Origin of the sequence: Atrimonas thermophila (genome assembly GCF_045864955.1) — a bacterium.
GTDB classification, from domain to species: Bacteria; Atribacterota; Atribacteria; order Atribacterales; family Thermatribacteraceae; genus Thermatribacter; species Thermatribacter velox.
Genome location: NZ_AP028803.1, coordinates 1,245,414 through 1,257,301, shown reverse-complemented (window position 1 = coordinate 1,257,301; position 11,888 = coordinate 1,245,414). Strand labels below are relative to the sequence as shown.

At 45.7% G+C, this 11,888-nt stretch carries 16 protein-coding genes; all 16 read left to right on the top strand.

The window, feature by feature from the left end:
* Positions 1–18 precede the first annotated feature (18 nt).
* The 16 genes from rplU to rplI all read left to right on the top strand — a co-directional run bounded on the left by rplU (position 19) and on the right by rplI (position 11,886).
* Positions 19–333 (top strand): 50S ribosomal protein L21, encoded by a 315-nt coding sequence (gene rplU / locus ACKTT1_RS06590; RefSeq protein ID WP_369019084.1) that lies wholly within the window; start codon positions 19–21, stop codon positions 331–333.
* A gap of 13 nt (positions 334–346) precedes the next feature.
* The gene (gene rpmA / locus ACKTT1_RS06585) at positions 347–604 is read left to right on the top strand and encodes a 50S ribosomal protein L27 (protein WP_369019085.1); all 258 of its coding nucleotides are present in this window, start codon (positions 347–349) and stop codon (positions 602–604) included.
* 23 nt (positions 605–627) lie between these two features.
* On the top strand, positions 628–1,911 hold the full coding sequence (obgE, locus tag ACKTT1_RS06580) for a GTPase ObgE (RefSeq protein WP_412709002.1): 1,284 nt from the start codon (positions 628–630) through the stop codon (positions 1,909–1,911).
* Entirely contained in the window at positions 1,908–3,053 is a 1,146-nt protein-coding gene (gene proB / locus ACKTT1_RS06575; protein WP_369019087.1) for a glutamate 5-kinase, read from the top strand. Before obgE ends, proB begins: the two co-directional genes overlap by 4 nt.
* Positions 3,046–4,299 (top strand): glutamate-5-semialdehyde dehydrogenase, encoded by a 1,254-nt coding sequence (locus ACKTT1_RS06570; RefSeq protein WP_369019088.1) that lies wholly within the window; start codon positions 3,046–3,048, stop codon positions 4,297–4,299. The genes proB and ACKTT1_RS06570 overlap by 8 nt, the downstream gene beginning before the upstream one ends.
* 16 nt (positions 4,300–4,315) lie before the next feature.
* Positions 4,316–4,915: a nicotinate-nucleotide adenylyltransferase gene (gene nadD, locus ACKTT1_RS06565; protein ID WP_369019089.1), complete on the top strand. Its 600-nt coding sequence runs from the start codon at positions 4,316–4,318 to the stop codon at positions 4,913–4,915.
* Positions 4,905–5,513 (top strand): bis(5'-nucleosyl)-tetraphosphatase (symmetrical) YqeK, encoded by a 609-nt coding sequence (yqeK, locus tag ACKTT1_RS06560; protein ID WP_412709001.1) that lies wholly within the window; start codon positions 4,905–4,907, stop codon positions 5,511–5,513. The genes nadD and yqeK overlap by 11 nt, the downstream gene beginning before the upstream one ends.
* Positions 5,470–6,381, top strand: coding sequence for an LCP family protein (locus tag ACKTT1_RS06555; protein WP_412710565.1), 912 nt, complete (start codon positions 5,470–5,472; stop codon positions 6,379–6,381). Before yqeK ends, ACKTT1_RS06555 begins: the two co-directional genes overlap by 44 nt.
* Positions 6,378–6,755, top strand: a complete 378-nt coding sequence (gene rsfS, locus ACKTT1_RS06550; RefSeq protein ID WP_412709000.1) for a ribosome silencing factor — start codon at positions 6,378–6,380, stop codon at positions 6,753–6,755. Before ACKTT1_RS06555 ends, rsfS begins: the two co-directional genes overlap by 4 nt.
* A gap of 126 nt (positions 6,756–6,881) precedes the next feature.
* The gene (metK, locus tag ACKTT1_RS06545) at positions 6,882–8,078 is read left to right on the top strand and encodes a methionine adenosyltransferase (RefSeq protein ID WP_412708999.1); all 1,197 of its coding nucleotides are present in this window, start codon (positions 6,882–6,884) and stop codon (positions 8,076–8,078) included.
* A gap of 13 nt (positions 8,079–8,091) precedes the next feature.
* Positions 8,092–9,348 carry an adenosylhomocysteinase gene (ahcY, locus tag ACKTT1_RS06540; protein WP_412708998.1) on the top strand — a complete coding sequence of 419 codons (1,257 nt, stop codon included), beginning with the start codon at positions 8,092–8,094 and terminating at the stop codon, positions 9,346–9,348.
* Between the two features lie 78 nt (positions 9,349–9,426).
* A complete protein-coding gene (gene rpsF / locus ACKTT1_RS06535; RefSeq protein ID WP_412708997.1) occupies positions 9,427–9,828 on the top strand; it encodes a 30S ribosomal protein S6 in 402 nt (133 codons plus the stop codon).
* 14 nt (positions 9,829–9,842) lie between these two features.
* Positions 9,843–10,205 (top strand): single-stranded DNA-binding protein, encoded by a 363-nt coding sequence (locus ACKTT1_RS06530; RefSeq protein WP_412708996.1) that lies wholly within the window; start codon positions 9,843–9,845, stop codon positions 10,203–10,205.
* A gap of 23 nt (positions 10,206–10,228) precedes the next feature.
* Complete coding sequence (gene rpsR, locus ACKTT1_RS06525; RefSeq protein WP_369019097.1) at positions 10,229–10,474, top strand: 30S ribosomal protein S18; 246 nt, start codon at positions 10,229–10,231, stop codon at positions 10,472–10,474.
* A gap of 8 nt (positions 10,475–10,482) precedes the next feature.
* Entirely contained in the window at positions 10,483–11,406 is a 924-nt protein-coding gene (locus tag ACKTT1_RS06520; protein WP_369019098.1) for a YybS family protein, read from the top strand.
* A 15-nt stretch (positions 11,407–11,421) separates the two neighbouring features.
* Positions 11,422–11,886 carry a 50S ribosomal protein L9 gene (rplI, locus tag ACKTT1_RS06515; RefSeq protein ID WP_412708995.1) on the top strand — a complete coding sequence of 155 codons (465 nt, stop codon included), beginning with the start codon at positions 11,422–11,424 and terminating at the stop codon, positions 11,884–11,886.
* Positions 11,887–11,888: the final 2 nt, after the last annotated feature.

The following is an 11,888-nucleotide window of genomic DNA, read 5'->3' as shown; positions in this document are numbered from 1 at the left end:
GTGGAGGTGATATGGCTTATGCTGGCAATTATTGAAGCTGCAGGGAAGCAATTTCTTGTCAAAGAAGGCTCAACAGTAAAACTTGATAGCTGGGTAGGAGACAAGGGAGAGAAAGTGGTTTTTGAGCGGGTGTTAATGGTGAAAGATGGTGACCAGATTAGCGTTGGTACTCCTTATCTCGAAGGAGTTAAAGTGCGTGGTACTGTTCTTGAAAAGGCGAAAGATCGTAAGGTTTTGGTTTTTAAGTACAAACCTAAAAAGAACTATCGAAGGAAAATTGGCCACCGCCAGCCTAAGACCCTGGTCTACATTGAAGCGGTGGAAACATCCTGAGGAGGTGTGAGTTATGGCCCACAAGAAAAGTGGTGGTAGCGCCAAAAATGGAAGAGATAGCAATTCGAAGCGCTTGGGTGTTAAAGTCTATGGTGGACAATATGTTAAAGCAGGCTCGATAATAGTGAGGCAACGGGGTACTCGTATCCGCCCAGGAAAGAACGTTGGAGTAGGCAAAGATTACACCTTGTTTGCCTTACAGGAAGGCTATGTTCGTTTTGAGGAAAAGCAAGGAAGGAAGTGGGTATCGGTACTGCCGGGTTTAAATTGAACCTGTGATATGTGAATAAAGACATGGTTTTTGTGGACAGAGCTTTGGTTCGAGTGAAGGCTGGAAAGGGAGGAGATGGAGCGGTATCCTTCAGAAGGGAGAAATATGTTCCCCGAGGGGGTCCTGATGGAGGTTCAGGGGGAAAAGGCGGTAGTATTATAGTGCGTGCCGTTTCCCACAAGAGGACTCTTTACGATGTTTCTCTCCTTCACTTTGTTGAGGCTGAACCAGGAGGACCTGGTTCTCGGGGGAAACGTCAGGGCAAAGACGGAAAAGACTGTGTTATTGAAGTTCCTGTGGGCACCCAGGTGTTCGATGCAGAAAGAGAAGTTCTCATTGCTGATTTAGTCAAGGATGGCATGGAAGTAATCGTTGCTCGTGGTGGTAGGGGTGGAAGAGGTAATGCAGCTTTTGCAAGCCCGAGTAACCGGACGCCACGTATTGCGGAGAAGGGGGAACAGGGAGAAGAAAAGGTATTAAGACTGGAGCTTAAAACCATTGCCGAGGTTGGTCTGGCTGGGTTCCCCAATGCTGGTAAATCTACTCTGCTTTCAGTCATCAGTAATGCCAAACCCTTGATAGCTGATTATCCGTTTTCTACCCGTTATCCAGTTTTAGGCGTGGTGGAAAGGAAAGGCGACCGCTTTTTTGTGGTTGATATACCTGGAATTATCAAGGATGCAAGCAAAGGAGCAGGCCTGGGGCTTGAGTTTTTGCGTCATATAGAAAGAGTTCAGGTTATTCTGTGTTTGGTTGATCTTGCCCCCTTTTATGAAGATGAGCCCCTAACTCGTTTTCGGGTGCTTTTGGAAGAGTTTACACAGTACAGTCCTGCCCTGCTTAAGAAAAGAATTTTCGTGGTAGGCACCAAACTCGATGTGCCTGAAGCAAAGCAGGCTTTTCCTTCTTTTAAAGCTGCCTTGCAGAAGGAAGGTTGGAAGGTTTTTGGTATTTCCTCACTGACTGGGGAAGGTATTGAGGAGCTTCTTGACACCCTGCAGGAGAGCGTGGTGGAATTGCGGAAGCAGGAGGTAGAAAGAGAGCCGGCTCCTGTTCCTGTTGCTGAGCCTGAGGCAAAAACTTCCAGAGTGTATCGGTTTGAGTCAGAGTTTTTGAGAAGGCTGGTTGAAGAAGTGGCTGTTTCTGTTCAAGGGGAAAGTAAGGTTTTTGAAAAACAGCTTAACCAGCGGTTGAGCGAGTCAGGTTTTATGAAGTATTTTGAACGCATGGCTTTAGGGAGCACGGTTGAAGTTGGGCCATATCGTTTCTACTGGGATGGTAAAGGATTGAAAATCTTGGGAGAATGAAAAGAGAGGCTCTTATACGTCACAGCAAGAGAATAGTTATCAAAGTAGGTTCTTCTCTCCTTTTTGAAGGCCTGCAGTTCAGAAATGAGCGTTTCGAGAGTTTAGCGGCCAGTGTTTCCTGGTTGCTCGATCAGGGAAAGGAAGTGGTTCTGGTTACCTCTGGTGCGGTGGCCTGCGGCATGATTGCCCTGGGAGATTCTGTAAGGAAGTCGCAGGATATCCCCTTCAAGCAGGCTTTATCCAGCGTGGGGCAGAGCATTTTGATGCGCTTTTATCTTGAGGCTTTCTCTAAGTATGGTCGCAAAGTGGGGCAGATATTGCTTGCTCCGGAAGATGTCCACTATCGCAGGAAGTACCTGAATGCCAGAAACACCATAGAAACGTTGTTGAATCTTGGGGTTGTTCCGGTGGTCAACGAAAACGACACCGTTGCTGTTGACGAGATAAAGTTTGGTGATAACGACAGGCTTTCTGCACTGGTTTCTGCTCTGATAGATGCTCATTTGTTGGTAATCCTTTCTGATGTGGAAGGTTTGTTTACTCGTGACCCTCGTCTTTTTAAAGATGCGACCCTGGTGAAAGAAGTTTTCTCCATTGACGAAAATATTGAGGCAATGGCTGGAGGAGAGGGTTCGCATTTTTCGACCGGGGGCATGAAGAGCAAAATCATGGCTGCCCGCATGGCTACCCTTTCTGGTACCGCTGTAATCATTGCTTCTGGTAGAGACTTTGGGATTATTAAAGATATCTTTTTAGCGCGAGAAGTGGGTACTTTCTTTTACCCTCAGAAAAGGGGCATTCGAAGCAGAAAGCGTTGGATAGCTTTTGGAATGCTACCTGGTGGGAAAGTTTTTATTGATGAGGGTGCTAAGAAGGCGCTGAACGAAGGTAAAAGTCTTTTGCCTCCAGGAGTTATAGGGATTGAGGGCGATTTTGAAGTAGGCGAATGCGTGGAGATATTTGATGCTACTCATAAAAGAATTGGACGGGGACTTGTGAATTACTCCAGTGAGGAATTAAAGATAATTTCGGGTTTAAGAACCCACCAGGTGAGAAAGGTTCTGCAGCGTGAAAACTTGGAAGAAGAGGTAATTCATGCGGACAATTTAATTTTGCTCGAGGAGGAGGAAAAAGATGGATGAAGTAGTCCTGGAAGTAGGAAGAAAGGCCAAGCAAGCCTCTTTTGTGCTTGCCAAATTGTCAACTCTGGAGAAAAATGCTTTTTTAAACTGTCTTGCGGATGTTCTCTGGGAAAGAAAAGAAGAAGTAATAGAAGAAAACAAAAAGGACGTGCAAGACGCAGAAGCCAAAGGAATGAAGCGTTCTCTTGTGGATCGTCTTGCCCTTTCTGAGAAAAGAATCGCCGACATGGCGGAAGGGTTGCGGGAAGTTGCAGCATTACCCGATCCCGTGGGAGAAGTTATCGAAGGCACCAAAAGGCCCAATGGTCTGATAATTTCTAAGGTAAGAGTTCCTCTGGGGGTTTGTGCCATCATCTACGAAGCTCGTCCTAACGTTACTATTGATAGCATCGGGCTTTGCATTAAAGCTGGCAATGCCGTCATCTTGAGAGGCAGTTCCTCGGCTCTCCGTTCTAACCGTGCTCTGGTTAAGATAGCCCGTGATGCACTTAAAACCCGTGGCTTACCCGAAGACGCTGTTTCACTCCTCCAGAGTGGAAAACATGAAGAAGTGAATGCTTTATTGAAAATGAGAGAATACGTTGATGTAGTTATTCCCCGAGGAGGGGCTGAGCTTATCAATACAGTGGTGCAAAACGCAAGTGTTCCGGTGATTGAAACTGGCGTTGGTAACTGCCATGTGTACGTGGACTGTAGCGCTGATTTGGAGCAAGCGGTCAGGATAGTAGTCAATGCCAAGACCCAGCGACCAAGTGTTTGTAATGCTTGCGAAACACTCCTAGTTCACGAAGGCATTGCTGAATCCTTTTTACCTTTGGCAGCTCAAGCCCTTTGGGAAAAAGGTGTAGAACTGAGGGGGTGCCCTCAAACCAGAGCAATACTTGGGGAGAAAGTCCAGGAAGCTACTGAGGAAGACTGGCTTACTGAGTATCTGGATTTGATTCTGGCGGTTAGGGTGGTCAAAGGTGTTGAGGAAGCCATAGCCCATATAAATCGTTATGGCACCAAACATTCCGAAGCCATAGTTACCAGCGATTATGCTGCAGCTAAGAAGTTTGTGGAAGAAGTAGACGCTGCCTCGGTTTATGTAAACGCTTCGACAAGATTTACTGATGGGGGCCAGTTTGGCATGGGTGCAGAAATTGGTATTAGCACCCAAAAGCTTCATGCTCGCGGGCCTATGGGTTTGAGAGAGCTTACCACTTACAAGTTTGTGGTTCTGGGTTCGGGACAAATTCGAGAGTAATTGCTGGATTGGAGGTTTGGAGTTTTTGGCGAGAAAGGGAATAATGGGTGGAACCTTTGATCCCATACATTATGGTCACCTGGTCACTGCAGAAGAGGTGCGCGATTACTTCAACCTTGACGAGGTCGTTTTTGTACCTTCGGGAAGACCTCCTCATAAAGTTGGTCAGAAGATTACCGACCCTGAACACAGGTATCTCATGGTGGTGCTTGCTACGGTAACTAATCCTTACTTTAGCGTCTCTCGTGTAGAAATTGAAAGGCCTGGCCCTTCCTACTCCATCGATACGGTTCGCTATTTTAGAAAGCTCTGGGGAGAAGAAACGGAGATATTCTTTATAACCGGCGCTGATGCCTTTGCCCAGATTTCGACCTGGAACAATCCTCAGGAACTTTTGACTATGTGCACCTTTGTTGCCGCGTCAAGACCTGGTTACAAGCTCAATATCGACAGGAATTTTCGTGATAATGTGAGGGTTATAGAAGTTTCTGCTCTGGCTATTTCCTCTTCAGAAATCCGCAGGAGAGTACGCCGGGGAGAGTCAATCAAGTACCTTTTGCCGGAAGCTGTTGAACATTATATCTATAAAACTGGGCTGTATAGAGATGAAATTTGAGCATATTCAAAAGAAGCTGGAAGGTATGCTTTCTCCTTGCCGGTTTGAGCATTCAGAAAGGGTGGCAAAAGAGGCGGCAGCTCTGGCTGCTTGTAATCACCTTGATGAGGAGAAAGCCTTTTTAGCTGGTCTTTTGCACGATTGTTTGCGGGACTTTCCGCTTGAAAAAATGTCTTCTTTTCTCCCTCCCTGGGTTGGGTGGGAAATTTGGAGCATTCCTGCCATTCATCATGCCTTTGCTGCTCCAGCTTTTATCAGGGAAGTGCTGGGGGTCAAGGATTTTTCGATTTTACGGGCTATTTGCTGGCATGCTACAGCCTGTGAAACCATGGGAAAATTTGATAAGCTTTTATTTGTGGCCGATATTTGTGAACCTGGAAGGATATTTGAAGAGGCCAGAAAAATTAGAGATTTAGCTTATAATAACCTGGATCAGGCTTATTTTTACTCGTTGAAGGTGAAGTTAAAATACCTTGTTTCTGGCGGGAAAATCATTTATCCTGCCACCCTTCGAGCCTGGAATGTAGAATCAAGAAAGTGGGGTATTGAAGAAAGTGGAAACTTCGAAAAAGAAGGGAAAAAGACGTACCAGGTCTAAATTCAGGACTAAAATACTCTTTCTGTTTCTGGGCTTTTTTGCTGGCTTTGTGATGCTTTTTGTTTTTAATGCTCCCTTTAGGGAAGCGCTTTTTAAGAAAGTGCTCGGTTATGATACCCCGGAGAATACCTGTATACTGGTGGTTGGTCAGGATAGCATCAAGCCTTTACGGAGCGATACCATAATACTTGTTTTTCTTAATACCGAGCGTAATCGGATTATGCTGTACTCAGTTCCCCGCGATTCGCGCTTTTATATCCCAGACCGGGAACGCTATGACAAGATTAATCATGCCTATGCTTTTGGAGGAATAAAACTTTTGAAGAAAACCCTTGAGGAAGGTCTGGGTATTTCAATCCCCTATTTTGTGGAGGTTGACTACGAGGGGTTTGAGAAAGTTATCGACCTTCTGGGTGGGGTTGAAATAGAGGTTGAGGAACGTATGAAGTATCAGGATAAAGCACAGAATTTCTTTATAGATCTTAAGCCGGGGCGACAAGTGCTTGATGGTGAAAAGGCACTGCAATATGTGCGCTTTCGAGCTGATAAGCTTGGAGATATTGGACGGATAAAACGACAGCAAAAATTTCTACAAGCTCTTCTTGGGAAAATGGAACAACTGGATAATATTGTAAAAGCTCCCGAAATTTTGGAAAGCTTACGTTCGGCTCTGGTTACCAACCTCCAGACGGAAGAGTTGATAAGAATTGCCCTGTGGTATAAAGGCCTGGAGGAAAAAGATATTCGTTTTGTAATGATGCCTGGTGAACCTACGTATATCGAAGGTGTTAGCTACTGGAAACCTGATTTCGAAGAGGCCAGGAAAATAATTTTAGATTTTTTTGATGAGGAGGTTTCTAATCCTTGAAGGGGGTTCTGCGAAAGATACACATTGCCCGGGAAGCTGCCAGGAGTAAAAAGGCTTATGACTTGGTAGTGATTGACTTGAGAGGGCTTTTCCCTTTCTCTGATTTCTGGTTGATTTGTAGTGGCACTTCAAGCGTGCAGACTCAAGCCATTGCAGAAGAAATTATGGAAAAGATGCAGGAACATTCTTTCCGGCCTTTGCATGTTGAGGGCGAAGATACTGGGGAATGGATTTTACTGGACTATGGTGATTTAATAGTTCATATTTTCCGTGAAGCGGAACGCTCTTTTTATCAGCTGGAAAAATTGTGGAGGAAGGCGCCACTTGTTTATTCGGAGAGGGAAAACGTGGACTTGCTGGAAGATATACGTTGACAAATCTCTTTCTTTTTGATACTTTACTTTTCCTGGTCCCCCTGAGTGGGGGCTATTTTTGTTGTTTTGGCATTTATTTTTTAAAACATAAAGGAAGAGAGGTTCCTGTGGAAAGGGGGAGAGGATGTGGACAATGGAAGATATCAAATCACCTCTGAATCGGTAACCGAGGGACATCCTGACAAAATAGCAGACCAGGTTTCAGATGCCATTCTGGACGCCATTTACGCTCAGGATCCTCTGGGAAGAGTGGCTGTGGAGACGTTGGTTGCCACGGGTTTGGTTTTTGTGGCCGGGCAGATTAGCACTACTTCTTATGTTGACATTCCTCAGGTAGTGAGGAGTACGGTCAGGGACATAGGATATACCAGGGCAAAGTATGGTTTCGACTTTGAAACCTGCGCTGTTTTGACAGCTATTGATGAACAGTCGCCGGATATTGCGCTGGGTGTTAACCGTTCTCTGGAAGCCAAAATGGGTGAGGAAATCGAGGATGAAGAACTCTCTCTGGGTGCCGGAGACCAGGGCATGATGTTTGGCTATGCCTGCAATGAGACGCCGGAGCTTATGCCTTTTCCCATTGCTATGGCTCACCGCCTTGCTTATAGGTTAGCTGAGGTTCGCAAGAAAGGTATTTTGCCTTACCTTCGCCCGGATGGAAAAACTCAGGTTACTGTTGATTACGAAGATGGAAAACCTCTGCGCATCGATACCATAATCGTTTCAGCGCAGCACCATCCTGATATTGCTCTTGAAGCGCTTAAAGAAGATATTATCGAACAGGTTATAAAGCCGGTTATTCCTCATGAGTTTCTGGACGAGAAGACGCGTATCCTTGTTAACCCCACTGGCCGTTTTGTGATTGGAGGTCCTCAGGGAGATACTGGGCTTACCGGCCGCAAGATTATTGTGGACACCTATGGTGGTGTGGGAAGACACGGTGGTGGGTGTTTCTCAGGTAAAGACCCCACGAAGGTGGATCGTTCAGCTTCTTATGCGGCGAGGTACGTGGCCAAAAATATTGTAGCGGCGGGCATTGCTGAAAAATGTGAATTTCAGGTAGCGTATGCCATTGGTGTTGCCAGACCTGTTTCTATGTCGGTAAATACCTTTGGTACTGGTAAAATACCCGATCAGGAAATTCTCAAAATTATCCGTGAAATATTTGATTTGCGACCTGGAGCAATTATCAAGAACTTAAAGCTTCGCAGACCTATCTACAAAAAAACTGCAGCCTACGGGCATTTTGGGCGCAATGACCCGGACTTTAGTTGGGAAAAAACCGATCAGGTAGAAGCAATTAGAAAATTGGCTGGAATTTAAAGGAGCGGATATCATGGACTATCATGTGAGAGACCTTGCCCTTGCTCCCGAGGGTAGAAAAAAGATTGAGTGGGTAGCTCGGGAAATGCCTGTAGTATCTGCTATTGGTGAAGAATGGAAAAAAACCAGACCCCTTGAAGGGCTGAAAGTGGCGGCGTGTTTACACGTTACCTCTGAAACAGCAGTCCTCATGCTGGCCTTAAAGAAAGGTGGTGCTCAGATTCGCCTCTGCGCTTCAAACCCGCTGAGCACCCAGGATGAAGTGGCTGCTTCTTTGGTAAGTGATTTTGAAATCCCGGTTTTTGCTATCCGAGGAGAAGACAGGGATACTTATTATCGTCATATTGAGGAAGTGGTTAGTTTTTCTCCTCAAATCACTATGGACGATGGTGCAGACCTGGTTTCTTATCTTCACAAAGAGGGCGGTCCACTTCTTGAGGGTGTCTGGGGGGGCACTGAAGAAACCACTACCGGAGTAATTCGCTTGAGGAGTCTTGCTCGAAGTGGAAAACTTGCCTATCCCATAATTGCTGTCAACGATGCCGACACCAAGCATCTTTTTGATAACCGTTATGGTACAGGCCAAAGCACCATTGAAGGCATATTGCGCGCTACTCACGTTTTGCTGGCCGGGAAAAGATTTGTCGTTGTAGGGTATGGATGGTGTGGAAGAGGCATTGCTATGAGGGCCCGGGGTATGGGGGCTCAGGTAGCGGTTGTGGAAGTGGACCCGATTCGTGCTCTGGAGGCGTTCATGGACGGCAACCTGGTCATGTCTATGGATGAAGCAGCAGAATGGGGAGAAGTGCTGGTTACGGCAACTGGAAATGTTTCGGTGATCCGAAGAGAACACTTTCTTAAAATGCGTGATGGAGCGATTTTGAGCAACGCAGGCCATTTTAACGTGGAAATAGATGTTGAAGCGCTGGAAAAGCTTTGTGTGAACAAAAGGAAAATTCGTGGCATGATTGATGAATATACCCTTCCTGATGGAAAAAGAATTTTCCTGTTGGGAGAGGGGCGGTTGGTTAATCTTTCCTGTGCAGAGGGTCACCCCCCAGAGGTTATGGATTTAAGTTTTGCCAACCAGGCTCTTTCGGTGTTGTATCTTAAGAAAAATGCTTCTGCACTTCCGAAAGACGTTTTTAAGGTGCCCGAAGAAATCGATCGTCAGGTGGCACTGATGAAGTTGGGGCACTTAGGAGTTAAAATAGAAACCATGACTGAGCGGCAAAAACAATATCTCTCCTCCTGGGAGGAGGGAACCTAACAACCTGTTGGTAGAGAGTTTATTATCCCTGTCTCGTCCTGAGGCGAGACCGTAAAGTCCGAAGGGAGGTTGAATTCATTGAGGAATTATGAGTTAGCTCTTTTGTTGAAGCCACAGCTCAGTGAAGAAGAGGTTCAGAGCGTGATGGAAAAGGTGAAAGAAATAGTGGTTTCCCGTGGTGGCGAAACGGGAAAGGTGGATTTTTGGGGTCGGAGAAAGCTGGCTTACCCGGTTGAAAAAGAAACCGAAGGGTATTACCTTTTTGTATCCCTGCTTCTGCCTCCGGAGGAGGTGCGGGAAGTAAGCCGTCAGGTTAGGCTTTTACCATCTGTTCTGCGGCATATCCTGGTTCGTGAGCAGGAAGCCAAAGAAAAAAGTGCTCCTTCCAAGGGTGAACCCCAGGTGAGCGAGGGGGTAAGTGCTACTGTTTCTGGAGAAGAAATGACTCCAGAAAAAAGTAGTGATTCTGGCGAAGAGTAATGTCTCAGCCTACTTTGAACCGTGTTTTTTTGATTGGTTACCTAACCCAAAAACCGGTTCTTCGCTACGTGCCGAGTGGCACTCCAGTAACCAGTTTCCCCTTGGGGGTGTATCGGGGGTACACCTCTGAAGACGGAAAGGAGATACTGGATTATTTCACGGTTATTGCTTGGAAAGACCTGGCGGTATTCTGTGAGGAAAACCTTCGCCGTCATGACTGGGTGTTTGTTGAGGGTAGAATTCAAGTGAGGGCTTATGAAGATGCTTCAGGAAGGAAGCGCAAGGTTTACGAAATAGTTGCCCTGGATGTAAAGAGGCTTTCGGAATTTAAAGGGAGCGAAAGTTCTTCTGATGATAGTGTGCTTAAATTAGATTGAATTGATAAGGAGGCTTTATCGGTATGGCTGAAAGAAACGACGTTAAAAGAAGATTTTTCAGAAGAAAGAAGAAAAAGGGGTGCATATTTTGCATAGAAAAAATTGAAGTGAGCTATAAAGACGTTGATAGGCTGCAGAGATTCCTCAGCGAGCGTGGAAAAATCATCCCCAAAAGAGTTACCGGCAACTGTGCCAAACATCAGAGAATGCTGGCTCGGGCTATAAAAAGGGCCAGAGAGATGGCTTTGTTGCCTTACACTGTTGAGTAAATGATAGCATGCGGAGAACAATATCCACGGTAGAGGGCGCGTTTTTTGCTGCCCTCACCGTGATTCTTTATCTGGGTTCTATATATATTCCTGTTTTTGGCTTGATTTTGAGCTTTCTTTGCCCTTTGCCAGTGATGTTCCTGGTCATCCGTTGGAATCTCAAAGTGGGTTTTCTGGCTGCAGTAGTTGCCACGCTTATCATTCTTGCTTTTGCAGGTTTGTACCAGGCAATAATTTGCTTTGTGGGGTTTTCCTTTCTGGGTATTTTTATGGGAGTTCTGGTTAAAAGAGGATATGGTTGGGTAGAAATTATCGGTCTCGGCGCTCTGGTTTCTCTGCTTTCCAAACTGGCTCTGGTGGGATTAACGCTTCTTTTAATGGGTAAAAATCCCATTCTCGAGAGTTTAAATATTATGGAGCAGGCTTTTGGTCAAGCTTACAGTATGCTGGGTAACCTGGGAGAGGGGTTGGGAGAAAACAGCGTTGAAACTCTTATGCAAATTGTGAAGATGACCATCCCGGCCATTCTGATTCTTGCTGCCCTTTTTGACACTTTTTTGAACTTTATTCTGGGTAGTTGGGTGGGTAAAAGAATAGGGGTTAGATTTCCTCCCTTTCCTGCTTTCAGTGAGTGGCGTTTGCCACCTTCCATGGTTTGGATGTACTTTCTGAGCTGGTTGTTGCTCTTTCTGGGTGGGAGTAGTTTCGTTTACCAGATTGGTTTGAATTTACAACTGGTAACGCAAATTCTTTTCATGGTTCAGGGAGTGGCAGTCCTCAACTTTTTTCTCAGAAAAATTATTGCCCAGCGGGTAGTGAGAGCAATTATAATTATATTTGTGGTGATGCAACCAGTTTTTTCCACGGTGCTTACCTGGTTGGGAGTTTTTGACACCTGGTTTGATTTTAGAAAGCTTCTTAAGAAGAAGTAAAAGGAGAGTGATAATATGCGGGTAATTCTTTTGCAGAGGGTAGAAAACCTGGGCAGAGAAGGAGACGTGGTGGAAGTGAAGCCAGGCTATGCCAGAAATTTTCTTCTGCCACGCAAGCTGGCTATCGAGGCCACTCCAGCAAACATGGCTCAGGTTGAGCATCTTAAGAAAAAGAGAGCACTCCGTGAAGCAAAAGAAATGGAAGAAATTCAGGCGCTGCAGAGCCGCATAGATGGGTTGGTGCTTGAGTTTGTCCGCAAAGCTGGGGAAAAAGGAAAGCTCTATGGGTCGGTAACTTCTTCGGAAATAGCTAAGAAAATCTCTGAAATCCTGGGAGTGGATTTTGACCGCAAATTTATCGCCCTTAAGGAACCCATTAAGGAAGTGGGAGAACAGGAAGTCAAAATTCACCTTGGTAAGGGCAACTATGCCCAGGTCAAAGTAAAAGTAATACCCGAAGAGGGAGAGGCTGAATCCTGAGT